Genomic DNA, 25,784 nt, shown 5'->3' with positions numbered 1-25,784 from the left:
CAAAGTCAGGTGCATAACGAGAAGAAAGCGTTTTACAAGAGGTCATGGTACGGTAAAGGCAGAGATATAAAGCACAATCGTTTATGTTATTAAAAAACTCGGCTTATCCTGGGAGAGCATAGATTGTGTCCTCATTATACTTAGTAGGACTATTCCCCGGAAGCCGCAGCAGCGAAAAGGAGTCAACCTCATATGAATTTATTCGATTTGACGGGCAAAACGGCTGTCGTTATCGGCGGCAACAGCACGCTGGGCGGGGAGATGGCGGCCGGACTGGCGGGACACGGAGCGCAGGTGGCCGTTGTGGGCCGCAATCCGGTTACCTCCGCGGCGGTCCGTGACCGCATCGAGCAAGGGGGCGGCGAGGCCCGCTGCTTCCAGGCGGACGCGACGTCGTCGGGAGATTTGCGGCGTGTCCTGGACGAAGTGCTGGACTGGACGGGCAGAGCCGATATTCTGCTCAACTGCCCGGGCAAAAACAGCGCCACTCCTTTTTTTCAGATCACGGAAGAGGAGTGGGACAGCATCATGAGCGTCAATCTGAAAAGCGTCATGCTAGCCTGCCAGGTGTTCGGCAAATACATGGTGGAAAGCGGGCTCGGCGGGAGCATCATCAACATTTCGAGCGTATCGGCCGATCCGCCGCTGTCGAAGGTGTTCACCTATTCCGCCTCAAAGGCCGGTGTGAACAGTGTGACCCAATATTTGGCGAGGGAGTTCGCTCCGGCCGGAGTGCGCGTGAACGCGATCGTACCGGGATTTTTCCCGGCGGAACAGAACCGTAAAATTCTTTCGGAGGAGCGGATTTCCTCCATTATGAGCCATACGCCGATGAACCGGTTCGGTGAAGCGCGCGAGCTTCAAGGCGCCGCCGTGTACTTGGCTTCTTCCGCGGCGTCGGGTTTCGTAACCGGCTCGATTCTGCGGGTCGACGGGGGATTCGGAGCTATGACGATTTAGAGCGCAGCGCTTCTTATCGGGACTTTTTTTTGCAAAATCTACCCCTATCAAAGGATGTGGAACCATGAAGGCACAAACGATCCAAAACGCGGCGGAGCTTAGAAAAATCGTCGAGAGGCTGGCTGCCTCCACCCCGGTCACCGATATGCATACGCATCTGTATTCCGTGGACTTTGAAGATTCTCTGCTTTGGGGAATCGATGAGCTGCTGACGTATCACTACCTGATTTCGGAGTCCTTCCGGTGGTCGGAGGACTCTTATGAGGCTTTCTGGGCGATGACGAAAAGGGAGCAGGCGGATGCCATCTGGAAAAAGCTGTTCGTCGATCATTCTCCGGTGAGCGAGGCCGCAAGCGGACTGATCACGATTTTGGACCGGCTCGGACTGGATGTTTCCAGCCGCAATCTGGAAGAATACCGCCGCAACCTGGCAGGCCGGGATTTGCGCGGACAGCTCGACACGGTCATGAAGCTCGCCAAGGTGGAGCACATTGTCATGACGAACGACCCGTTCGATGCGGCTGAGCGGGCGGTGTGGCTGGATCGCGGAGGCAATACGGACCCTCGTTTCTCCGCGGCTCTGCGTGTAGATGCGCTGCTGAACAACTGGCCGCAGGCAGTGCGCGAGCTGAAGCAGCTCGGATACCGCGTGGAGGAGGCATGGACGGAGGAGACGCGCGGGGAAGTCCGCCGCTTCCTGTCGGAATGGATCCGGCGGATGGATGCGCTCTATCTGGCGGTTTCCATGCCGGGGGATTTCGTGTATCCGTCGGACGATCACCGCAGCCGGATGATCGACGAAGCGATGGTCCCGGTATGCCGCGAGCACGGCATTCCTTTTGCGCTCATGATCGGGGTGCGGCGTTCGGTCAATCCGGGCCTCCGTCTGGCGGGCGACATGAGCATGCACTCGGACGTGACCGCGGTGGAGGCTCTCTGCCGGCGGTATCCGGACCAGAAATTCCTGGTCACGATGCTGGCCCGCGAAAATCAGCATGAGCTTGCGGTGCTTGCGCGCAAATTCCGCAACCTGATGATTTTCGGCTGCTGGTGGTTCCTCCACGTGGAATCGATGGTGGAGGAGATGACCCGCTTCCGGGTGGAGCTGCTCGGAACCTCCGTCATCCCGCAGCACTCGGACTGCCGCGTTCTCGAGCAGCTTATTTACAAGTGGGAGCATTCCCGATCCATCATCGGCCGGGTGCTTGCGGACAAGTACGAAAAGCTGCACGGCAGCGGCTGGTACGTGACGGAAGAAGAGATACAGCGCGACTTCGACGATCTGTATCATCGCAATTTCTGGCGGTTTTTGGGCAGAGAGGCGAGGTAGGCGGGGAGAAAAGTTGGAAAGTTAATAAAGTGGATTAAAAATCTACGAAGACAGAACCTCGCAAACAAGGCTCACAATTAAGTAATTATGGTTGTGAAGACAATGCTAGGAATCCATAACTCTCATGATTCATAAAGGCTCTTCATATGCTTAATAAGTTCTTCGGAAGGTAGCAAATATAGTTTATCGATTTGACTATTGGTAAAGCTAAACTTTATTTGATTTCCTTCATATAATTCCACTGCATATGCATAACCTGTTTTTGGTTCTTGATTTGGATCTGACTTTACTTCAATATCGCGAAATTTACCGAGCCACTTTTGGAGAGTTTCTTTATTTTTAAATGACTTTACTTCACCTGTAGCTCCATTACGTATATCGATACGAGTGATTTTGGTTATATCACCTTGGAAAAAATTCAATAATGGTTTTGCTAATGTTTCAGAGTCCAAATTTTTTCTTCCCCCTTGATCTGCGCATCCAGTAATGGATAACATTAGAATGAGAATTAAAATCATCCTTTTCATACCTGTTGTCCCCCTTCTTCATATCTGCTCTATATATAATAACGTACCATTTATAATCATTGTTTCATTAGTTAAATTAAAAATCGTTTTAATGATTGCTTGATAGAAATTTAGCTTTAAGGTTGAAACGGGAGCTTTTCTATAGAAAGAATACTCCCCATCTTTGAGGAGTACTCTTTCTATGAATAAAATTACATACTATAAAGAAGTGAATTCATTGATGTGTAATTTCTCCCATATGCTACATATACATTTTCAGGTGTATTACCCCAGTTATCGTGAACGATCATATATTGGTGGCCGGAGGAACTTCCGTTATAAAAATATTCAGTGTATCCAACCCCCACAACAGTATGTCCACAACTTGAACTACCACAATAGAATGATTGATCAAAGAAATCGAGAAGTGAGGGAGCACTACTCATATGTGATTTAACAGTATTCCATGAAGGAGAGGTAGTAAGGGTCGACGAAGAAGACTTGTAGCCTCGTGCTACGGCGTACGCACGCAACCCGCTTGCCTTAGCGCTGACGCTAGTGTTTCCAGCATTATCTGTACCCATTTTTTGTCTCATAAGCAATACCGAATCATCCTTGTCCACGTAACCGGAACTATTCTTTAATAAACCGGAAAAGCCTTTTTGGTAATGCCAATAAAACATAAGATTATAACCTGAGGTAGGAGCACATCCAGAAGCACCAGTCCACAATGAATTGGTATACTGATTCGCATCACCAACTCCGTCCCAAAATTTACTATTTGTAGAAGAGTAACCAGATTCATAAGCTCCTGGGTTATCTGTTACGCCGTCGCTAGTTGTTCCGATTTCACTAGTCACATCATCAATATTTTTCCAAAATTTCTTTCCCTCTTTGTTCTCTTTCCTTTCCTTCTTTTTGATTTTTTGGTTTTGTTCTTTGGTTAATTCAGCTACTTCTTTAGATTCAATTATTTCAGCAGACCCATCTGAAAATTCCTTTTTCAAGGCAAATTTAGCTGGTCCGTTTATTATAACCTTTTCAGTGGCTACTTGCTTTCCCATCTGTTTGACTTTGTTTCGTAATTCACTCTTTTCTTGATCTGCCATGCGGTTTGATGAATACCCGAAACTTAAAATAGGATTATCGTCTTTATAATAGCTGACCTCTACAAATCCTACTTCTCTGCCAGATGCTTTCAAGTTAACGATGTAACTATGTTTTTCTCCGGAAATATCATAAACTAGTACCGGTTCTGAAGCTGATACAATTAGATCTTTCCATTTAGAGTAATTATTTTCCTTCTGGTCTAAAACAACCTGAAATAAAGCTGCTTTTACTGCATCTTTAGATGATACTTCATTTGAAGATGCAAATACGGCTGAAGGAATAAGTGTTGCAAATAAAAGCACTGGGAGCACTTTCGTAGTGAGTTTCTTTAACATTTAGTAAAACCTCCGATATCTATTTTAGACAAAATACATTCAATTTCTTCGAAAGAAATAAGTGTATTTATAAAATATTTTAACATATATACCATTAATTTCATATAGCGAATAATTAGAATATTTGTCGAACTTTATAATCGTTGGTCCTAGTAGTTGAAAATCAGCTTAGCAAAACCAATACCGAGGGCGTTTACAGGTCTTCGTTCATTTGCTGGATGAACTTGTTTCCGATCAAATTGAAAAAGAAGTTGCCTTCTCTTTCAACTACAAACTCGTCCAAGATTCATACAGCTCGCAGACGAATGTTTCAGCGTAGATCTTTTTGTTCTCATCAAAATCGCCCTCAACCAGCATCTGTTCAGTCATACGCTCCATGCGCTAGACGATTAAAGAAATTGGAACGAGCATCGCCTACGCTGTTTTATCGACTGTGACTTTATCCAACTTATTCTTTATTTTATGACATTCGGAAGGACGACGTGCGCTGGTTTCAAAACACTGACATCTTCGGATCGATCTTCGTGCGAATCTTTCAGGAAGCCGTGCAGTACGGTTTCGTGGAACCGGACATTCTGTTTATCGACGCAACCCATGCTAAAGCGAATGGTCGTCGGAACCTCGGCCATCGTTGCGGCATTCGGACTATCACCTGCTTGCGAACAAGTGCGAAAAGCTGTATGGAAGCGGCTGATGCTTGAAACAGGAAGAAATTTAGCGCGTCTTTGACGATCTGTATCATCGCAATTTCTGGAGATCTTTGGGCTGGTAGGGCCGGTAGATGAAAAAGAGATAGAGACGGGTTTGAGGTTGAAAATGAAGAAAGGGCTGCCTTCCTTGTTGGTTGGCATAGATAACTTAGAGATGGCTTTTTTAGAATCATATTATCTGATAATGTTTCAGTATGTGGATTTCGATATTAAGAGGATAAATGGAGAGAAAATTAGTAATTTTATGTTAAAATTAATAATAATTTATGTTTTTTTATTTTTATAAAATATTTTCGTAAAATGCGATAAATTTCTATATATAAAAAGAGGAGAGATTTTATGAATTAGAAAAGGAAGTTTACTTTAAATGGATATTAAAGAGTTTATTTTTGCTATCATACTCTAGGCAATAGTTTATTTATTATTGTTTGTTCTTATGAGAAAGGTTATCAAGGTTGAGAAGTACAAACAGAGAATAAAATGGCTATTGTCAATACTATTTGTTTTAGGTATACTCTCAACCTCCTCAGTTTTATTTATAGCAAACTTAACTCGAAATTTATTTGAATTCCATAAAATGCATGATCAGTTCGTGGCCCAAATTATAAAGAAAGTTTTTGTGAAAAACTTTTTGCTTATCCTAATCGTTTTAACCGCCCCCTACCAGTACGGTAAGAAAAGAAGACAAGGTAAGTAAGTTTGAAAAATTAAAAAACAACGTTTGGTTGAACTTATTCATGACTCAAATTCACTAAACAGGCACTAGGGGCTAAAAAACTGTGAAAATCGGAAAATCAATAGCTGTTTCAAATGGGGAAGTGATTATTAAGAGTAAGGCGAATATGCTATTGGAAATGGCCCTTTTACTGTGTATGGAACTGCTATGCTCGCTTTCGTATCTGCTTCTGTAGCTATTATAGTTCAGGCAAAACCAGCTACGTAACAGGATGGAAGGAATCTACTACTCAATCCAAGAGTATATTTCTCCTCTTAAAAAGAAGAAAGAGCAAACGTAGCTCTTTCTTCTTTTTTTTGGGGGTGGCAATTATGAAGGAGAATATCTTGAATCATTTGGCCTAAATTTTGTTTCTCTTGGGGAAAAGATCGCCTCCATCCCTCCCGAAAAAGCAAAACCAGCCGGAAAATCCGGCTGGTTTTTTTATCGTGTGAACGGTGCCTCTATGCTTCGGAAGGCTGCATCAGACCGTTCATAAAAGCGCTGAATTTCTTCAGCATCTCCGGGCCCGGCAGCTCGCTGCTGAAATCTTCGACGCCCAGCCAGCCCGTGTAGCCGACCGCCCGGAGATCCGCGACGACCTGCCGCCAGTCGGCCATCCCCCGGTTCATGGGGCGGGCAGCGGAAACCCAGCGGGTCATGCCGTTCTCATCGGCACCGGACACCCATCCCCCGTTCTTGACGTGCACGTGGGCGAGATAAGGGCCGAGAATTTCCATCCCCATCCGGTAATTCTCGAAGCCTTCGTAGACCATGTTGCCCGGGTCGTACAGCACGCCGATATGCTCGGACTGCAGCCCTTCCACGAGGCGGTAGGCGGCGGAGGCGCTCGGCGCAATCGTGACGTGGTGCGTCTCGACGAGGCCTTTCACGCCGTACTGCCGGCACAAGGCTTCCGCCTCGAGCAGATAGGCCCGCTGCAGCTCGAACAGCTCGCGGAAGTTCCGCATCCGGTCATAGCGGTGTACGCCGAGCCGGATGAAGGAAGCGCCTAGCCGCCGGGCGGCGTCCAGCACGCGTTCCGTGCCTCCCAGATCACCGGCGTCGAGGTAAGGCGTCACGCTGAGGGAACGCAGTCCGTGACGCTCGGCGGCGTCTCGGAAACGGCTCAGCTCGGCATCGTCCCACTCCGGCGAAATGGAGCAGAGATTGTTGCGCCAGAAGGACGGCGTTTCACCGGCCATCTCGGGCGGAATCTCTTTGTATCGCCATTCGATGCCGGAGATTCCGGCTTCTTTGGCAGCGGCGGCAAGCTGCTCCGGGGACAGCTCGGGTGTAGCGACGGTAAACACGGACAGTTTCATTCGATAGGGCACCTCCGGTCGGATAGTTGGTTATGAGTATATCGCCATACCGCGTGCAGTTCACTGCGCTCGACGAGGTATCGCATGACTGTAGTCACTGAGTTTGGGGCTGACGGTTACCTAGTCCAGTTAAACTCTGAATGCTCAAGACATGAACCCGGGAATCAGACAACCAGCGCTAAATCCATTGTCATGCAGCCCAGATCATCAGTTAAGGTACTCAATTGCTTGAAGTGGGAAAGGGTGCGGAGCTGCACAGACAACCAGGTTGGCTTAGAGGCAGCCATCATTTAAAGAGTGCATAGCAGCTGACTGGTCGAGTGACTTTGCGCCAAAATTTAGCGTCCGTAAAAGACGGGACTTCCGCCGCTATTCGGCCCTGACCGCTTTCTGTTGGGCAAGCAGGCAGAGCTCGGCTGCTTTGAAAATATGCTCCTGGGTCATCGCATGCTCCGTACGGTTCAGACAGTCGAGGATCAACTCCCCGAAAAACGGATAGCCGACTTTGCCGCTCAGCTCAAGCCGACGTTCACCCTCGCCGTTCACGAGGTACAGGTTGTCGCCCTGCGCGCTGCGGGCAATATCGACGTATTTCCTCAGCTCGATATAGCCGTCCGTGCCAAGGAGAACGGTGCGTCCGTCACCCCAGACGGACAGGCCGTCCGGCGTCAACCAATCGACGCGGAAATACTGGGTCGCCCCGTTGTCTCCGAGCAGGGTCGCGTCGCCGAAATCCTCCAGCTCCGGATACTGCCGGTTGTTGTAGTTGGCGACCTTGCTGTGCAGCACCTGTGCATCCCGGCAGCCGGCAAAGAACAGGAACTGTTCGATCTGATGGCTGCCGATATCGCACAGGATGCCGCCGTACTTGGCACGCTCGAAGAACCAGCCGGGACGCGAAGCGGCGCCCAGCCGGTGCGGGCCGAGACCGAGCACCTGCACGACGCGCCCGATCGCTCCGTCACGGACGAGCTGTCCCGCGAAGACGGCGCTCTCGACGTGCAGGCGCTCGCTGAAATAGACCGCATACTTGCTGCCGGTTTCGGCTGCCGTCCTTTTGGCCGATTGAAGCTGGTCCGGCGCGGTAAACGGTGTTTTGTCGGTGAAGTAGTCCTTGCCGCTGCGCATCACTTTCTCGCCGAGGGGCCCGCGGTCGCACGGAATGGCGGCGGCAGCTACCAACTTTACTTCTTCGTCCTGTAAAATCTCTTCCAGCGACGTGGCGGGGCGTACGCTGGGATAGGCCGCGAGGAAAGCTTTTACTTTCAGGGGATCGGGGTCGTAGACCCATTTCAGCTCGCCCCCGGCTTCCCGCAGTCCGTTGCACATGCCGTAAATATGGCCGTGCTCCAATCCTGCAGCCGCGAAAATAAAGTCGCCCCGCGCGACGACCGGCGCCGGCTTTCCTTCAGGGGCGTAGTTCATGCCGTCTTTTTTATGCAAAAGAAACCCTCCCTTTCATGGCTATGGCCGATGCTGGCGCAGACGCAGACGGAGTCCGGCTCGCGGTTTATTTGCCGAACCGGTTGGTGTGAATCCCCCGGATGTGTGAACCCTTCTCAATGATGCCAATCCGGAGGCTGGCCGTTAAGAAATTAAGAAGAAAGCTGTTCGCGGACCGTTTTCTTATATTTTTCCGGCGTAAGGCCGACCTGCTGCTTGAACAAGCGGCTGAAATGCGCGAGATGCTTGAAGCCGACCTGCAGGCACACATCGGTAACGGAGTGGCCGGGATTGTGCAGGAACAGCGTTTTGGCCTCGTTGATTCTGCGGCGGTACACGAACTGAAAGATAGTCAGCCCCGTGATTTCCTTGAATATTTTAGATAAATAAAATTTACTGAAGTTCAGGTGTTTCTGAAGATGCTCCAAGTGCAGATCGTCCGCAAAGCGTTCTTCGAGAAAGCTGACGATACGCTGGACGTGTTTTTCTTTCTCGGAAGAAAATTCGCGCCCCGCGCGCAGCGTCCGCCGGCACTGCTCGTGAACGAAATACAGCAGGTCCAGAAATGCGAGGTGGAGACGGTTATAAGCGATCAAGCCGTCCGTCTTGCCGTGGATGCTCATTTCATGCAGGATGCGCTCCGCTTCTTCTTTTTCGGGGCCGCGAAGGGTGAGGCGGCAGTTTTTCAATTCCTGAAAAGGCTGGAGAACATTGACCGCGTGAGGCAGCTCCAGATACGGTTTGAGGGCCGCCGGCTCAAAATGCACGGTCGTCCGGATATAAGGGACGGCGGTGTCGACCTTAGGGCAGTGGAGCGTCATGCCGTTCATGAGGATGAGATCCCCGGGCTGAAGCATATAGATGTTGCCGCCGATCAGATAGTTGCAGCTTCCGCTGTGGAAGTAATAAATTTCGTAATACGCATGGGAATGAAAAACGGAATCGACCTTTCCCTCATTGCGGTAGCTCAGGCCGAGCGAATCTTTGCGGTCGTGCAGGTTCGTGAACATGCGGGAGAGCACCACGCTTTATCGGGATGTAGGGGCCGCCCGGAAGCGGCCTTTCTGTCTTTAGTGTAGCATGCAAGCGCTTCCCGTTTCTATTTGCAGACAATGCGTGTCCAGAGCGTCGTACGCTGCGGCATCCTGTGTGACTATGAAGCCCCGTCTTTTGTGACGGCGGTCGATCACAGGGCATGGAACAGGTAACCGCAACCGCACTGCACATCGCGGCAGTTCCCTGAAAATCCTGCAATCGAAGGCGGGCTTCTTATGGCGGCATTTCATGGATGAACTCTGCGCTGTATCGTCCCCTTCCCGTCAGTAAGAACCTGTCGTATCGAGCGTCTTCTCCTCCGTAGTTTTCGCGGCCCCGGAAGCCTCTATTTTCTGCCGGAGCAGCCCGTAGAACCGGTCCTCGTCCAGCGGCAGCTCCGCCCATTCGTCCGTCCATGCGGACAGCAGCATGGCGTTCGAGAGCGTGAGTCCCTTCAGGCCCTCTTCGCCCGGAGCGATCAGGGGAGTGCCGTGAAGAATGCCGTTCACCCAATCCTGGGTGATGAGGTGGTGCTGCCCGCGTTGGCCTTCGACGGGAATGTCGATTTTCCAAACCTCGGGCTCCCCGAAGCCTCCCTTATAGGTGCGGTTGAACTCCGTCTCCGACTGCCGCAGCCGGTAGAAGGTCAGCTTATCGTTCTCGATGACCATCCGGCCAAGGTCCCCCACCACTTCAAGCCGGTTCGTACCCGGCGTTTCGCAGGCGGACGTGATGAATACGCCCGTCGCTCCGTTCTCGTACTCCGCGTAGGCGGTCACTTCGTTCTCGACCTCGATGTCCCGGTGCTTGCCGAAAGCGCAGAAGGCGCGCAGCCGCTTGGGCATCATGCCGGTCACCCACTGCCACAGGTCGAGCTGATGGGGTGACTGGTTGATGAGGACCCCGCCGCCTTCGCCTGCCCATGTGGCGCGCCATCCGCCGGAATCGTAGTAGCTCTGGGACCGGTACCAGAGGGTGATGATCCAGTTGATCCGGCGGATTTCCCCCAGCTCGCCCTGCCTGATCAGGTCCCGAAGCTTCTTGTAGAGCGGCTGCGTGCGCTGGTTGTACATGATGCCGAACACTTTGCCGGCCGCCGCGGCCGCTTCGTTCATTTCACGGACCTGCTTCGTGTAGACGCCGGCCGGCTTTTCCGTCAGCACGTGCAGACCGTGCTTGAACGCTGCCACGGCTTCCGCCGGATGGCCGTAATGCGGCGTGCAGATGATCACGCCGTCGATTGTGCCGGAGGCGTACATCTCTTCGATCCCGGCGAAGCGTGCCACACCGTTTCCGAATTCCCGGGCCGCCCACTCCAGCCGCTCGGTTCGCGCGTCGCACACCGCAGCGAGTACCGCGCCTTTTACTTTGTTCTCAATCAAATATTTCGCGTGCGCCGATCCCATATTACCTAACCCGATGATTCCGATGCGGACAACTTCCATCTGTAAAACCATCCTCTCCGGCATAGATCAAGGCCGTTTTGTATTAGTGTAGCACGGCTGCGCGGGGGGACGTTTTACTGCGCTTTGCCAGTTGGCCGGAGGATTTAACTCTGGTTGTTCAGTTGGAAAATTTAACAATCTTGAAAAAGTAAACCACAAACCTTAATTTCTTGCATTGTTGAAAGCGCTCCAAACGATGATAATAAACTTACATTTCGAACTTAATGGGGGTCAGGAAAAATGGGCAGAAAAACAGCTCGCATCTCCGCCGCGGCTCTGGCCGGTGTCTTGGCGGTCGGCTTGGCGGCTTGCGGTAGAGCCGACCAATCCGCGGGTACGGGGAACACGCAGGATACGAATACGGGATCCAAGGGAGGGGACAAGAAAGTCACCATCACGTTCCAGAACATTTACCCCGATCCGACGACGCCTACGTACAAAATGCTTCATAAAATCGTGGAACAGTATGAGAAGGAAAACCCCAATATTCATATCGAGCTTGATTCCATGAACACCGATCAGCAGAAAATGAAGCTGAAAACCCAGGCCGCTTCCAAAGAGATCCCGGACATCACGATCGTTAACCCGGCGGCCCAGATGAAGCCTTTCGTCGATGCCGGACTGCTCGCCCCGCTGAACGACATGCTGGATAAGAACGGCCTGAAAGGGACTTTTCAGGACGGGCTGCTCGATTACTACAGCTTTAACAACAGCGTGTACGCCCTGCCGGACGGCAATAACATTCAAGTCGTTTACTATAATAAGGACTTGTTCGCCCAGGCAGGCATCAAAGATACGCCGAAAACGTTCGAGGAACTGCTGGAAGACGTGAAGCTGCTGAAATCCAAAGGCATCACGCCCATCGCCATCGGGGAAAAAGATTCATGGACAGGTTCGTTCCTGTTTATGAATATGCTGCTGCGCACAAACGGCGGTCCGGGCTTCCTCCAGGACGTGCTCGACAAGAAGAAGACGTTCAACGATCCGGCGTTCACGGAGGCCGTTTCGAAGTTCCAGGAGCTGGTGCAGGCCGGCGCGTTTAACGAAGGCGCGACGTCAGTCGACTATAATGCGGGCGGCAACATTTTCAAAACGGGCAAAGCGGCCATGCACATCATAGGCACATGGGAAACGGGCGCCATCGACGCTTCTTCCGTGGGCGGCAAGGTCGGCGTGTTCCAGTTCCCGACGGTAGGCGGCAAGGGCGACGTAAACCAGTACATGATCGCACCGGGCAGCGCCTTCGCCATCTCGGCCAACAGCAAGCATCTGCAGGAGACCAAGGACTTCCTGAACTACTTCACGCTGAATCTGCCGAAAGTCCAGTTTGAATTGAAGAACGCGGTGGGCATCGGACAGAAGGTAGAGGGAGATTTTAAAGCCGCGGGTTACTCCGATCTGGCCATTTCCATCCTCGATCTGTTCAAAAACGTCAAAGGCGGCGACCTCGCGTTCGACAACACGATGAACCCGGCTACCGCTCAGGTTCACTTGGGCAGCATTCAGAATCTGTTCATCCAGAAGGCCGATCCGAAACAGGTCGCGCAGGAGCATCAAAGCGCGTTCGAGGCCAACATCAAATAGAATGAGGCGCTGCGATGGAGGGGGTCGTACCGGCCCCCTTTTTCATCGAAATTTTTTTGCAAGGGCCGCGGCGTAGAGAGAAAGAGCAAGCGGCCGTTTGTCTACAGGAGGCGTACTAGAGTGAATGTGTTAAAAGTACCTGCGCGCACCATCGCCGTCTTCGTGCTTCCAAGCCTGCTGCTGTACGTCTGCATGGTGTTCGTCCCTATCCTGGTCTCGTTCTATACCGGGCTGCTGGACTGGAACGGCATATCCGGCTCCAAATTCGTGGGCCTGGCCAATTTTAAGACGATGTTTTTCGACGATCCGGTCTTCTGGCCGTCTGTCCGCCGGACGCTGCTTTATGCGGTCTTTTCCATGATCGAGATTCCGATTTGCCTGATGGTGGCGATTTTGCTGAACCGGTACGTGAAGAAAGCCAACTCCCTCGTATCAATCTACTTTCTGCCGGTGATTTTGTCGGTCGTCATTATCGGGCAGCTCTGGAAAACCGTCTACAATCCGGCTTCGATGGGCGGGATGATCAACGGGATGCTGACCGCGTCGGGCTTGACCGAATGGACGCACAGCTGGCTGACCGAGCCCAAGATTGCCATGTTCTGCCTGTACATCGTGTCGCTGTGGCAGTATTTCGGCTATCACCTGCTGATCCAGTTCACCGGCGTGCAGAACATTCCGGCCGAGATTTACGAGGCGGCCCGCATCGACGGGGCGGAAGGTTTAACGGCCGATCGTTACATCACGTTCCCGATGATCGTTCCCATTCTGAAAATCTCGCTGGTGCTCGCATTTATCGGCTCCCTGCAGGCGTTCGATCTCGTGATGGTCATGACGGGCGGCGGGCCCGCACACTCCACGGATGTTATCTCGACGCATATGTACAACATGTCGTTCCTGTCCCAGAAATACGGGTACGGGAGCGCGATTGCCACCTTCCTGGTCATCCTATGCCTCGCGTTTACGGTGCTGATTAACGTAGTTTTCAAACGTCTGGAAAATAAGGTAAGCTAGGAGGAGGACCACCTGTGAAATCAGTCAAAAAAGGAATCGTTTATACGCTTTTCGCGATTCTGATCGTCACTCAGATGTATCCTCTTCTCTGGCTGCTTACGTACTCCCTGAAGACCAACGAAGAGATTCTCGGCAGCAGCTTTTTCTCCTTGCCCGCGTCCCCGAGATGGGGCAATTACAAAGAAGCGTACGAAGCGGGGCACTATCTGCAGTATTTGTTCAACAGCGTGTTCGTCACGGTCTTGACGATGGTTTGCGTCATTCTGCTGAGCTCCATGGCGGCCTACGCTATTTCACGGTTCCGCTGGAAGCTGGCCCCCGCGGTCATGCTCATTTTCCTGATCGGGCTGATGATTCCGCTGCAAGCTACGCTGCTGCCTTTAATGATTATTTTTAAAAACATGAACATCCTCAACACGCACTTGTCCCTAATTCTGCCTTACATCGCGTTCCAGACGCCGGTTGCCGTCTTTATCCTGAGCGGCTTTATGAAATCGGTTCCGCACGAAATCGAAGAGTCCGCTTATATGGACGGAGCGAGCGTGTACCGCATTTTCCGGAGCATTATTCTCCCGATTTCCGTACCGCCGGTCATGACGGTCTGCATCCTGACGTTCATCAACATCTGGAACGAATACATCTTGGCGGCGACTTTCATCTCCTCCGAGAAGCTGAAAACGCTCCCGTTCGGCGTGTACACCTTTGTGAGCCAGTATTCCGTCAACTACGGCAACATCGGGGCTTTCCTCGTCATGGGGGCGGTGCCCGTCATTCTCCTGTATTTCATTCTTTCGGAAAAAATCACGAAGGGCATGGTTGCCGGGGCGGTAAAAGGGTAGGCGCCGCACGGACGGCTTGGGAACCGGGCGAAACAACGAAAGGGGACGAATCCTTGAGACGCGGCTTCCAATCCATCCACCACCGGTTGTTTTTTCTGTTCCTGTTCTGCATGTCCGGCATTCTGATCATCATCTCCCTGCTGTTCTACAGCCGCACGACGGAGCAGTTTCAGACGAAGATCAGCGACCTCTCCCGGAAAAACGTTTCGCAGACCGTCGATCTCTTCGACCTTCTGCTCAAAGGCTACGACAGCTTGTCCAAAACGATCGGCAACAATTTCGATCTGGTCCGTCTGCTGACGGAATCGCCGCAAGAACCCGCGCTCGATTATATTAACACTCGCTCCGTCACTAACATGATCGGGGCGATTTTCTACTCCCGGGAAGATTTGATCGGCATCCACGTCATCATGGACAAAGGAAAAATCTACAATTACGGCAACTACATGAACGTGGTAGACCCCGAATACCGCAGGGCCGACTGGTACCGGGACGTCCGTCAATCTTCGGGCAAAATGGTCTGGCTGGGCGTATTTCCGCACTCCCTGATCGACCAGAACGAGAAGCGGACCGTGTTTGCGTTCGGCCGCCAGATTTACGATCTCAACGAGCATAAGCCGATCGGGATCGTGCTTTACGAAGCGAATCCGCAGGCGATTTTGTCCGCATTGAATAATTTGAAGCTTAGCGAACACAGCGAGGTGTATCTCGTCTCGGACAAGGGGCGCTTCGTGTCTTCCACCGCTTCGGCCGAAGCGCTGCCTTCCCTCCAGGATATCCCGCTGCCGGACGATTCCCAGGAAATGACCGTCGATCAGAAGAACGGACGGCTGGCGGTAGCTTCCAAGCTGCCTTTTGCCGACTGGCTGGTGGTCAGCCTCACGCCCTACAAAGACCTGAACGTCGAGCTTGTACAGATGCAGCGTTATATTATCTTGATCGGAACGATTCTCGTTCTCGTCTCGGCTTTTATCGCGTCCATCGTATCCAAACGGATCTCGATGCCGCTCATCCGGCTTATCCGGCAGATGAAACAGGTGGAGCAGGGCAACTTCAAAGGAATCGTGAACGTGACGTCCTACCGGGAAATCAACATTCTGGTCGGATCGTTCAATCATATGGTGAACCGGATCGAGGAGCTTATCGAACGGGTGAAGATTTCATCGGTCAGCGAAAAGAACGCGGAGCTTCATGCGCTCCAGTCCCAGGTCAATCCCCACTTCCTATACAATACGCTGGATATGATTTATTGGATGATGGACGAGAAAGGCAACGATAAGCTGGGTGAAGTCGTCCTTTCACTCTCCCATATGTTCCGCTACAGCAGCCAGTGGGAAGAAGGTGCGGAGGTTACGCTGCGCGAGGAATTCGGGCAGATCCACCACTATCTGACCATTATTCTCGTCCGGCTCGAAGGGCGCCTGGAGGTGGAGCTGAAGACGGATGAACGGTACATGGACATCCGCATCCCGAAGATGACGCTCCAGCCCATCATCGAGAATGCCGTGAAGCACGGCCTGGAGCCGCTGCTTAACCGGCCGGGGATGCTCACCATCTCGACGGTTGCGGACAGCCGGGAGCTGGCGATCCGAATCGAGGACAACGGTGTCGGCATCGAAGAGGAGAAGCTGCGCCGGCTGCGCGAGTCGCTGTACGGCTTATGCACCGCAGGCGGCAGGCGGAGCGGGGGAGGCGCGCCGGATGCTGCGCATGGCCCGGCCGGCCCGGGCGCAGGCGGCGGCGCACCGCGAACGGATGCGGCTGTCGCGGCAGGCGAGCCGGGCGGCCGGGAAGTCGCCGGCACTGGTACCGATGGCGCTGGAGGTCGCGGCCCGACCGCCCCGGTTGCCGGAGCCGTCGGCGCAGCGGTTTTCGGTACCGTAGGCGAAGCCTTGGAGGCCTCCGCTAGCACTGGTGCCGGGGGCGCAGCGACCAACGCAGCCGCCGGAGGTCCCGGCGATGGCGCAGCCTGCGGAGCATTCCCCTCGGGTGCCGGAGTCTCGGGTACTGACGCAGCCGCCTCGTGCGCCGTAGCTGTCCCGTCCTCCGGAGCATCCGCCTCCTCAGGCACCGATGCCGGCTCGGCCTCCAGCACGGTCGCCGCCGCAGGCCCCGGGCCCGCGCAGGCCCCCACACATGCCGGCACCCCGGCTCTTGGGGCCGATCCGTGGTTTCCGTCCCGGCCGGTTGCAGGCGGCAGCGAGGAAGAGGCGTCGTCCCGGGGAGGCATCGGGCTGCAAAATCTGCACCGTCGCGTGCAGCACATGTACGGCGAAGCATACGGCGTCACTGTTGAAAGTTCAGCGGGCGAGGGGACGACCGTCATCGTGCGGGTCCCGCTTCCGAAGGAGGAGAGTAACGTATGAATATTCTGGTTGCCGACGACGAGAGCATCATCCGTGAAGGGGTGAAGCGTACGATCGAGAACGCCTACCCGGGGTACGGCGTTTTCTTGGCGGCTTCTACCGAGGAAGCGGTTAAGATCCTCGGCGGACAGCACATAGACATCGTGCTTACCGATATTATTATGCCGGGCATGACCGGCCTCGAATTTATGAGGATTTCGAAGCGGAAGCATCCGGCTATCAAGTGGGTCGTCATTTCCGCCCACTCCGAGTTCGCTTACGCGCAGGAGGCGGTCCGGCTTGGCGCCCGCGACTATCTGCTGAAACCGATCGGCAAGCCTAAGCTGATCGAGTTGATCGAGAGCCTCACCGGCGAGATCAGACGCGAAAACCTCCAAAGCAAAGAGAGCGTGAAGCTGAAGTCGAGCCTGAAATATTTGCGCGAAGCGGTTTTTCTCCGGCTGGCGGCGGGATTGGACACCGGCAACCTCGATATCCAATCGTTCGTGGAGGATTTCCCGGACTATTACCTGGTGTTCGTGCAGATGGATGCCGGGAATAAGAGCGTTCATCTGGAGCATTTTATCGTGGAAAATGTCCTCTCCGAGATGATCGAGACGCATGGCCAGGGGTTTGTCGTCAGCTACGACCGCCAGAGCCTGCTCGGCCTCGTGGCGCTCAGCGAAGGTATCCGGATCGAAACCTTGCTGGACGCGCTGAAAAGCCATCTCAAGCACTATTTGAAGGTGCCTTTCCAGATTTTGAATTCGGGACTGCATCATGATTTCAAAAGCGTACCGCAAACCGTCACCCGGCTGAGGCAGGCTTCCGCTGCGGTTGAGTACGACAGCATCAAAGTAAGCGGGGACAAATCCATCGAGGTTGCGCTTCAATACATCAAGGCGCATTATTCCGAGGACTTGTCCCTGGAGAGAATGGCTTCCGTCGTATTCCTGAACCCGGTCTATTTCAGCCAACTGTTCAAGCAGAAGACCGGCCAGGGCTACAAGGAGTATGTAACGGGCCTGCGGCTGGATCAGGCCAAGCAGCTATTGTGCAACCCGCTGCTGAAACTGGCGGAGATCGCCGAGCGAGTGGGCTACCAGGATGTGCGGCATTTCACGCAGGTGTTCCGCAAGAAATTTATGCAGACGCCTACGGAATACCGGCAGGAGCATAACGTGACGGTGGTATGAGCGGGAATCCGCGGGTTGGCAAGCAAGTTCGAACTTTATACGATCTACCAGGTTCCTTGCTTTTAGCGGGAACCTTTTTTTATCGCGCCGCTTTTTAACAAGATTACTATTAACCAAATGGTGGGCCCTATGTTAATATGAGCATATTATTTGAGACTTTATGGCATCGATAGAATGCTGCCGTTTTGGCAGAGGAGCGAGGAAGCGGGAGCATGTCGGTAAGAATTGAGTACGGGCTGGCAGCGAAGACATTCCTTCAGGGTGGAGCCTACCGGATCGGTAGAGTTCTTGCTTGCAGTGAGCTGTCCGTTGTCTATGCGGCACGGGAAACCGGAACAGGCGCGGCGTGCGTCGTAAAAGAATTTTTTCCTAAAAGTTTGGCTTTGAGAGATGTGGATGGGAAGTCCGTACTGTGCCGGACCCCTTCTTTAAGGAGCAAATACGAGACATTGAAGTCCGTCTTTTTGAATGAAGCGGTGATTCTGGAACACTTGCGGCACCCGAACATTGTGAGGCTTACCGGACATATGGAGGAAAACGGGACGGCCTATCTCATTCTTGAACGATGCCGCGGAATGTCGTTGGAACGCTGTATCCGTAAAAACCGTTTACGCTCGAAAAGCCGATTTTATGCGACAACGGTGCCGGGTCTCCTTGATGCTCTTGAGTATATTCATGAGCAGGGCGTGCTGCATCGTGACGTCAAACCTTCCAATATTATCGTCGGCCCGGATGGTCAGGCTAAGCTGCTTGATTTCGGATCGGCCGTCCGCTCGCAGAGTGAGGACAAGCCTATTTTTACGTCGGCGGGGTATTCTCCTTTGGAATTTTATTCGGCCGCATCCCGCCAAGGTCCTTTCTCCGACCTGTACAGCACGGGTGCAACCCTGTATTACTGCCTGTGCGGAGAAGCGCCGGTTGAGGCTAGCCGGAGATTGTTCCATGACCCGGTTGAACAAGGTTTACGTAAACGGGGCGGCAGAGCGACGCCTTTGCTGTCCCGCCGCATTATGAACTGCCTGTCCATGGATGCCGGACAGAGGGGGAGCTTGCAGCGTTTGAGAACCGCGATAAAAGCGGAGTCGCTTTTGTGGAAAGCGGTAGAGGGCTTACGTGCAAACTTTCGCCCTGGAAGAAAAAATTCCTCACCGACAAATGAGGCCCCCTCCGGTAAGAAGAAGGATTTGGTCAAGTCAGATGTCTAGTTCTTCTTAACGCCCGCCTGGTTCCTTCAATGAAAGCCGATCACCACGATTCGAAGCATGCTCCCGAATGTTAAGAAGCGCAAACCGCCCGGTTATGTCCGGACGGTCTGCGCTTCTTGTGTTTGCGGCTGATAACTGGCCTTCACGGCTTTATAACGTAGCTCGATCTCCGTAACGCCGTCTTCGAAAGTGATGTAGAGTTTATCCCCGTATTCCAGCTTGTCTTTCTGCTTCTTGCCTAGTGGAGACGCGCCTTTCTGCACCGCGCAGCGTGTGCTATGACGGAACAGGAGGCTGCCGTCCTTACGTGCCTTGAAGAAGATGCGGTCAGCCTCGGGCAGTGATTCGTTCACATTCAGGCTGCGGAACAGATCTTGGAGACTGATGCTCCGCGTATCAAAAGAAGTCAGCGGCCAGTATTTTACCGGGATGTCATTGCCGCTGGCGGTTTGCAGAAAATAACCTTCCAGGCGTCCCGAGAATTTGGGCTTAGGACGAAGGGTGAAGTAAAGAATCGCGCCTAAGGCTGCAGCGGCCGTAACTCCGAGCAGGATTTTCGTAATTAGCGTCCATATCGAAACGACTGTTACAGCCAGGATTGCCATTGCGCTCGCGCCCTCTTCATCGGTCGCCGTAACCCGCAGTTCGCTGTCTCCGGTATTCAGCGGGTTTAGGAGCAGGAAGCCGTCTTGGAATTTCGCTTCCACAGAATTTCGGCCGCCGTCTGCGGTAACGGAGTACGTAAGTTTATCCCCGTTCGCGTCATGGAAGTATTCCCCGAGGTCAATCTTCTGTTCGCCGTCCTCCCGGCTGATTTTGATCGTTCCGGGTTTCGCTTCAGGCGGGGTATTGAGCACTTTCAGCTCGGCCGGCTTGGTTTCCCGGTAAAAATCAGGGGCGGTCATCACGATTTTCCACGGATAAGTGCCTGTTGCCGGGAAAATATGCGCGAGCTCGAAGCCGTTTCCTTCCTGCTTCAGCGGAAAACGCTCCTCTGTTTTCTTTTGCGGATTTGTCACGACTAGTTCCGTTTTCATGGAACCGTATAGGTCGGAATCCCCAAGAGGTTTGCCGTCGGGATGATACAGGCGCGCGGTGAAAGGGGAGGCGACTCCCTTTTGCGCTTCCTCCGGTAGTTCAACCCCTGCTTGGAGCTTATAGCCGGCGAGGAGGTTCACCTTCACAAGATCGCCCGGTTTCCCCCGAAAAATGACCCTCATACTGCCCTTCTGGGGTTCGATCACTTTCAAAAGCGTATAATTGTCCGACTTGTAAAGCCGCACATTTTTGGAGGTGGAATAGACTTGCGCCTCTGTTAGCGGATTCGGAGACAGAAGAATTAGGTTTGCCTCGCTTATGCTCGAGTTCGCAACGGGTACCGTTACTTCTTGAAGCTCGCCTGTTGCCGAGACGGCAGATACGGAAACAAGAGACGACTGCAGTTGTTTGGCGAAGATGAGATTGAAAATCTCCGGCAAATCATCCGCACTGCCCGCCATGAAGGAGGTGCCTCCGGTTTCGGCGGCTATGTTTTCCAGTTCCGATTTACGGGCGGATCCGTCCCTGTTTAATCCCACGGTATAAATCGGGATGCCGAGCTTTCTGGCGATGCCGATAGAGTCTTCAACGTCCCGGCCCGAAATGTCCGCGTTTCTTCCGCCCGCGTGCTTGCCGAAGTCGGTCCCCCCGTCGGACAGCAGAATAAGGAACGGCTTCCGGGCGGGATCGTAACCGGTTTCCATCAGCTCGGCCGCTTTGCGCAGACCAAGTCCCATATCGGAGTACCCTCGGCGTTTGATTCCGTCCAGTGTTGATTTCCAGGCGTTGGAGCGATCGCTCGACCCGAGGTCCGAAAGCGGAAGCGAAGAGACGATTTTATCGTTGTAGGCTACGTAGCCGACCCGTGACTGGCCGGTTCCCTCCAGATCCATGAACATTTTGACGACTTCGGCTGCAATGCCGTCTTTGTCTGTTTCATTCATGGAAAAGCTTGTGTCCAGCACAAACATGGCATCGAGCCCTTGGGAGGTTTCCACTTTGGCGGCGGAAAGCGGACGGGGATAAATCAAAAGACCTGCAACCAGAGACACGAGCAGCGCGGCCTGGAGCCAATTTTTAGAGTGAATAAGCTTGCGGACGAGAGACATGACATCACCTTTTTGTAGAGATATCGGACTATATGACTACTAATATACAAATAATTGGTAAAATTTCTTTTATTCCACAATATAATCATCGGATTTAAAAATAGAAAATGTTAGATCGTGGATAAAAAAAGTAAATTTTTATTTTTAACCTACGTTTTTACTTATATAAAAGGTGTTCTATCCCTATTTTCATAAATATTGACAAAATGAAACGCAGATCATTATGATAACTTCTAAAGTCACAAACCGGATATTTTTCCATTCTCGGATTGTGAAGTCATGTTTTTACATAAATAGTTCTTTATAACTACTTAATTAGAAGAAACTAGTTCTAAACTCACAGAAAGGAGGGGGCGGCAGGTTTACTGTTTCGCCATTAAACAAGCCTTGCCTAAGGTCTTGATCAGGTAAACTTTCCGCTGACCGCTATGGACATTATCAATCAAACGAACCGAACGATGCTTTTTGAGGAGATCAATCCTGAGAAATTAGACCTAGTGACTATCGTAGGAGATGTCAAAGCCATTGACAGCTTGAGCGATGACAAAATCAAGGAAATCAACAGGCATTTGCTTGTACGTAATTTCGATGAGTTTCTCGACAAATTTTCTCCCACGGTCTACTCCTTCTACAATGCGGCTAATCAGAAAGTGATGTACACGCTGAAGAAGCCGGAAGGATTGGCGGATGACGCCATCTCTGAAATCAGGATCGACCAGAACAATGATTTTCTTAAAATGCTCTTCACCCTGATCGACACCAAACGCAGCCAGGGTATTCCCAATGTGGACTTTAAGTTCGAGAATTTGCTCGACATGATTTCCCCCAAAAAAGTGATGGACGATATCCGCCAGGTCAGGAAAGAAATCCATTATTTATTCGGGCAGTACGAAAAGCTGGACGAAGGAGATCCGAAGAAATTCGATCTGGGTGACAAGCTCAACGGAATGTTCGAAGATGCGAGCAAGAATTACAACAACGTCATGGCGATGCTTCCGCTTGCTATCGAGGATATCAAAACCCGGCTTCTGCTCGGCAGCGCGCAGGAGGAGAACAAGTCGGAGGCGTTCCAGATCGGCATGCTGACGATCGGCAATAACGGCGAGCTCAAAATTATCGAGGCGCCGAAGAGCGGAAGCACGGAACTTATGCTGCTCGACGATAACAGCTCTAACGAGCTCGTTTCCGTGTTCGAGGAAGATTACGAATCCATCACGGAAACGCCGTCGGGATATGTAAAAGATCTGGTTGTCCGCACGTTCTGTCCGCTTCCCGCTGTGCAGAGCACCGTGGATGTGGAGACGGAAGTACAGAACTACAACACCTATCTGGAATTTTACAAAAACGCCAAGGACGACTTCGTCAAAACGGTTAAACCTCTCGTTGAGAAAATACTGGGCGTCAAAATGTTTTTCGAACAGTACGCCACGAAGAACAAAGGCATGCAGCCTACTCTGCTCGTGACGAACAGCAAGCTGGACATGACGGTGAAGAGCAGCAATATTCCGCGTCTGGAGACCTACCTCAACACCGTCAACTCCAAGAACGATTTCAGCGATACGATCTGGTTCGGCATCGTACCTTCCGTTGAACTCGAAACGGCCGGCAAAGTGAAAGTCAGCCGGGAGCGTTTCAAGGGCAACGAGAAGGTCATGAAGCCTGACGGAAACACGATGGAATCGCTGTCCATGCTGCTCCAAGTCCTCAAGGAGTATAAAGTGCAGCTGTTCTTCAGCTTCGAATCTGGCGAAGACACCACCTTCAACAGCATGGCGACCGCGGGAATCGATAAATATATCGATAAATGCGGTGTGCTTGTCCGCAAAGAGTACAGCGAGTTTGCTGTCCCGTGCGTGCCGAACTTTACCATTATCCCGAAAGACAAATCGGGTGTGGTGATCGACAGCCGTATGCTGCATACCGAAGACGGAGCGCGTCTGTCCCAGGAGAAGGAAGACATCCTGAAGCTGTGGATCGAAGGCGTTTATATCGGCGCGAGTTACGTGGCGGCCGGTCTGGTATCCGCGTACCAATGCCCGGAATATTTGCGGGAGCAGTTTAAGAGCGTCAGCAGAGACTATCCGGGCGTGCGCTTCGATATTGAGGCGGGCGATCACAGCCTGCGGGCCGTATCCACTATGGCCAAGGAAATATCCGGCTTCACCAACAACATCAAGGATGCCATCAACCGCAAAAACTTTGGATTCATTTTCTCTTCGGAGAATGCCCAGCTTCAGGACCGGGATATCAAACGAATTACCGTGTATAAGGCCCGCAGTCTTGCGATGGCGGAAGACGGATTCGATTCCATTTATAAAACACTGGTGAGCACTTACATAGAGCGGATTCTCCGTTTCCAGACCGGTGATTTCAAACATGAGAATATCGTTAAATTTTTCAGCAACAATCCAAGCAGCCAGAAGAGCAAATGGCTCGGCACCCGGGGATTCGTAAACTCGATCATTCAGGATGGAGACGATATGAGCTACATCATCGACGACAAGAGCAACCTGTGCCATATCGATCTTGTATTTAACGGCAACGTGAAGAACCTGGAAGTGACGATTACGAAGGGTACGTCGCCGGTCAAAGTATGATCGGTGCACTAAAGCGTATGTTAAAGGCATGGTTTCCCATACCTGCCTTTATACATAAATCTCGTAAGCAATCCTTGCCGACGGGAACCTTATCAACCAATTTCAAGGAGGTAATACAAATGGGTTTCAGACTTAAAGTAGAAGGCGCAGAAACATTCGAATTGGGCATGGATAACATTCAAACGGTAACTTACGATACCGACACGCCAAACGATTCCAATGCAAGATCGACCGATGTAGGGGCAACGCTCCGGATCTCGGGCAAAATTATTACGGCTACGGACGGCGACAGCGCGGATGACACGCTGAAGCTGGGTCTGTGGTCGCTGGTTCCGGCCGAGAAAGCGGACTGCTACAGAAAAGTGACGCTTGAAGTCATTGCGGCTGACCAAGTTGTCCGTAAGATTTATTTCCCGAATGCTTTCGTAGTGGACTACAGCGAGAATTTCGGAGACACCGAAGGCGTGGGAAGTTTCAGCCTGTTTATTAAGCAGAAAAAGGACAAAACCGAATTCGCGAAAGTCGAAGGCGGCTACTCCATATAAATTCCGGACGTTCATCGGAACAAAATTTAAGAGGCGTTACGCCTCTTGAATTCTGTTCCGGAATTTTCCGGCATGTATGCATCGGAAAGCGATCCTGATTGGCGAATAAACCTACCTCTACACCGCGGTCGTTTATTTTCGGAAGACCTTGGCAGAGGTTTATCTCATATGTGCAGGGACGAGGACAGAATGGATTATTACCAGGTGCTTGGCGTGGCAAGGAACGCTCCGCAAGCGGAGATCAAGAAGGCGTACAGGCTGCTGGCCAAGAAGCACCATCCGGATCTCAATCCGGGCAATCCGGATGCGGAGCGCAAGTTCAAGCAAATCTACGAAGCGTACCAGACGCTGGAGGATGAAGCGTCGCGAAACGCTTACGATCATAAACTTGGCGGCCAGAACCGGCGAGAAAGCGGCGGCAAGGGCCCGCATGAGAAAGCGGCAGGCAGCCGTGCCGGAGCGCAGCAGGCTGAATTTGATCCAAGCGACGTAAGAAAGAATTTTGAGCGCTTTTTCGGTTTTGCCGGCAAAGCCGGAGGCGGGGAAGCCAAACCATCTCAGAAAAATCCGATGGATACGACAGACCTCTTTAACCGGTTCTTCGATGCGAAGAAGAAGTAGTCTGCTTCGGTAACAACGCGTAAGCAAAGTCGGCTTGCGGGATGCCCCCTGGTGAAGAAGCTTGCGGGTGCCAATGAAGCAGTATGTTCCACTTCTACGGTGTAGGGGATGTGTCGGAGACATCTTGCCGTCAGGAAGGGAACTTTTTTGCGTTCCCGATGGCGCGAATGTTGTGACGCAATAATGCGAAGGACATGGGGGAAACCGGCGTGAAAGGCAGAAAATCCGGGTGGATTACTCTACTGGACGTACTCATTGCGGGGCTGGCGGCAGCCGTCCTGATTTATGTCTATTTTATCAATATCGACAATACGCTGAAAATGTTCGTCAGTCTTCTTATGGCGCTAGGGCTGTCCGTTCTGGGGTTCGTATATTACCGTATGCCGGCAGAAAAGCCGGAACGGGAGGCGATCGCGAAGCTTGTCCTGCTTAATGAGGACGGGGAGAGCGTGAAGGAGTGGTATATCCAGGGGGAAACGTCCTTGCTGATCGGCAAAAGCTCCGGTCAATACGAGGTTGATATAGATCTGGCCGATACCGAATACGCATCGCTGATCCAAAGCGAGCATGCCGTGTTAAACCGCAGCGGCAGAGAGTGGTTTATCGAGGACGTCGATTCCGAAAGCGGTGTGGGCATCCAGAAAAGCGGCAGAGGTCCCAGAGACAAACAAGAAGTCGAGGAGCCTCACAAGCTGGATGTCGGAGATATTGTATACATAGCCAATACGAGGCTTTTGGTCAAATAAAGAGCAAGCGGAGAAGAAGCTGACAGCCGATCCG

Annotated in this window: 18 protein-coding genes, 1 pseudogene and 1 other annotated feature; of the genes and pseudogenes, 12 read left to right on the top strand and 7 right to left on the bottom strand. The window is 52.1% G+C overall.

Features of this window, described 5'->3' with window-relative positions; genetic code table 11:
• Nucleotides 1-192 precede the first annotated feature (192 nt).
• Together PCH01S_RS19455 and PCH01S_RS19450 are read left to right on the top strand one after the other, a co-directional pair.
• Nucleotides 193-960 (top strand): SDR family oxidoreductase, encoded by a 768-nt coding sequence (locus PCH01S_RS19455; RefSeq protein ID WP_042232116.1) that lies wholly within the window; start codon nt 193-195, stop codon nt 958-960.
• A gap of 64 nt (nt 961-1,024) precedes the next feature.
• Nucleotides 1,025-2,290: a glucuronate isomerase gene (locus tag PCH01S_RS19450; RefSeq protein WP_042232113.1), complete on the top strand. Its 1,266-nt coding sequence runs from the start codon at nt 1,025-1,027 to the stop codon at nt 2,288-2,290.
• A 122-nt stretch (nt 2,291-2,412) separates the two neighbouring features.
• Here PCH01S_RS19450 and PCH01S_RS19445 read toward each other — a convergent pair whose 3' ends face one another.
• The 6 genes and pseudogenes from PCH01S_RS19445 to PCH01S_RS19405 form a co-directional block, all read right to left on the bottom strand.
• On the bottom strand, nt 2,413-2,817 hold the full coding sequence (locus tag PCH01S_RS19445) for a hypothetical protein (protein WP_042232111.1): 405 nt from the start codon (nt 2,815-2,817) through the stop codon (nt 2,413-2,415).
• Between the two features lie 191 nt (nt 2,818-3,008).
• Nucleotides 3,009-4,241, bottom strand: coding sequence for a hypothetical protein (locus tag PCH01S_RS19440; protein WP_042232110.1), 1,233 nt, complete (start codon nt 4,239-4,241; stop codon nt 3,009-3,011).
• A 1,889-nt stretch (nt 4,242-6,130) separates the two neighbouring features.
• Nucleotides 6,131-6,991 (bottom strand): sugar phosphate isomerase/epimerase family protein, encoded by an 861-nt coding sequence (locus PCH01S_RS19420; RefSeq protein WP_042232102.1) that lies wholly within the window; start codon nt 6,989-6,991, stop codon nt 6,131-6,133.
• A 54-nt stretch (nt 6,992-7,045) separates the two neighbouring features.
• Nucleotides 7,046-7,389, top strand: a sequence feature (23S ribosomal RNA rRNA prediction is too short).
• Nucleotides 7,390-7,612: 223 nt separating this feature from the next.
• Nucleotides 7,613-8,320: pseudogene (locus PCH01S_RS19415) on the bottom strand (Gfo/Idh/MocA family protein); the annotation flags it as partial.
• A gap of 266 nt (nt 8,321-8,586) precedes the next feature.
• Complete coding sequence (locus tag PCH01S_RS19410) at nt 8,587-9,444, bottom strand: AraC family transcriptional regulator (RefSeq protein ID WP_042232098.1); 858 nt, start codon at nt 9,442-9,444, stop codon at nt 8,587-8,589.
• 309 nt (nt 9,445-9,753) lie between these two features.
• Complete coding sequence (locus PCH01S_RS19405; RefSeq protein WP_042232095.1) at nt 9,754-10,914, bottom strand: Gfo/Idh/MocA family protein; 1,161 nt, start codon at nt 10,912-10,914, stop codon at nt 9,754-9,756.
• Between the two features lie 240 nt (nt 10,915-11,154).
• Between PCH01S_RS19405 and PCH01S_RS19400 the strand changes: the two genes are divergently transcribed.
• From PCH01S_RS19400 to PCH01S_RS19375, 6 genes are all read left to right on the top strand, one after another.
• Nucleotides 11,155-12,498, top strand: a complete 1,344-nt coding sequence (locus PCH01S_RS19400) for an extracellular solute-binding protein (RefSeq protein WP_042232093.1) — start codon at nt 11,155-11,157, stop codon at nt 12,496-12,498.
• Between the two features lie 120 nt (nt 12,499-12,618).
• Nucleotides 12,619-13,509, top strand: coding sequence for a carbohydrate ABC transporter permease (locus PCH01S_RS19395; protein WP_042232091.1), 891 nt, complete (start codon nt 12,619-12,621; stop codon nt 13,507-13,509).
• A gap of 14 nt (nt 13,510-13,523) precedes the next feature.
• Entirely contained in the window at nt 13,524-14,348 is an 825-nt protein-coding gene (locus PCH01S_RS19390; protein ID WP_042232088.1) for a carbohydrate ABC transporter permease, read from the top strand.
• A gap of 53 nt (nt 14,349-14,401) precedes the next feature.
• Nucleotides 14,402-16,714 (top strand): histidine kinase, encoded by a 2,313-nt coding sequence (locus PCH01S_RS19385; RefSeq protein ID WP_042232086.1) that lies wholly within the window; start codon nt 14,402-14,404, stop codon nt 16,712-16,714.
• Nucleotides 16,711-17,889, top strand: coding sequence for a response regulator transcription factor (locus tag PCH01S_RS19380; protein ID WP_042232083.1), 1,179 nt, complete (start codon nt 16,711-16,713; stop codon nt 17,887-17,889). Before PCH01S_RS19385 ends, PCH01S_RS19380 begins: the two co-directional genes overlap by 4 nt.
• A 212-nt stretch (nt 17,890-18,101) precedes the next feature.
• Nucleotides 18,102-19,094 (top strand): serine/threonine protein kinase, encoded by a 993-nt coding sequence (locus PCH01S_RS19375; RefSeq protein WP_042232080.1) that lies wholly within the window; start codon nt 18,102-18,104, stop codon nt 19,092-19,094.
• A gap of 92 nt (nt 19,095-19,186) precedes the next feature.
• Here the strand turns inward: PCH01S_RS19375 and PCH01S_RS19370 are convergent, their stop codons facing one another.
• Nucleotides 19,187-21,241, bottom strand: a complete 2,055-nt coding sequence (locus PCH01S_RS19370) for a vWA domain-containing protein (protein WP_042232078.1) — start codon at nt 21,239-21,241, stop codon at nt 19,187-19,189.
• A gap of 428 nt (nt 21,242-21,669) precedes the next feature.
• On the opposite strand from PCH01S_RS19370, the gene PCH01S_RS19365 reads away from it, so the two are divergent.
• The 4 genes from PCH01S_RS19365 (at nt 21,670) to PCH01S_RS19350 (ending at nt 25,750) form a co-directional block, all read left to right on the top strand.
• The gene (locus PCH01S_RS19365) at nt 21,670-23,838 is read left to right on the top strand and encodes a hypothetical protein (protein ID WP_042232075.1); all 2,169 of its coding nucleotides are present in this window, start codon (nt 21,670-21,672) and stop codon (nt 23,836-23,838) included.
• Nucleotides 23,839-23,957: 119 nt separating this feature from the next.
• Nucleotides 23,958-24,383, top strand: a complete 426-nt coding sequence (locus PCH01S_RS19360) for a hypothetical protein (protein ID WP_042232073.1) — start codon at nt 23,958-23,960, stop codon at nt 24,381-24,383.
• A 189-nt stretch (nt 24,384-24,572) separates the two neighbouring features.
• Nucleotides 24,573-25,004, top strand: a complete 432-nt coding sequence (locus tag PCH01S_RS19355) for a DnaJ domain-containing protein (protein ID WP_042232371.1) — start codon at nt 24,573-24,575, stop codon at nt 25,002-25,004.
• A 194-nt stretch (nt 25,005-25,198) separates the two neighbouring features.
• Nucleotides 25,199-25,750: an FHA domain-containing protein gene (locus PCH01S_RS19350; RefSeq protein WP_042232070.1), complete on the top strand. Its 552-nt coding sequence runs from the start codon at nt 25,199-25,201 to the stop codon at nt 25,748-25,750.
• Nucleotides 25,751-25,784 lie beyond the last annotated feature (34 nt).

Origin of the sequence: Paenibacillus chitinolyticus NBRC 15660, assembly GCF_000739915.1 — a bacterium.
GTDB lineage: Bacteria > Bacillota > Bacilli > Paenibacillales > NBRC-103111 > Paenibacillus_F > Paenibacillus_F chitinolyticus.
Note: the sequence above shows the minus strand (reverse complement) of the source record. Positions and strands in the feature narration are given on the sequence as shown.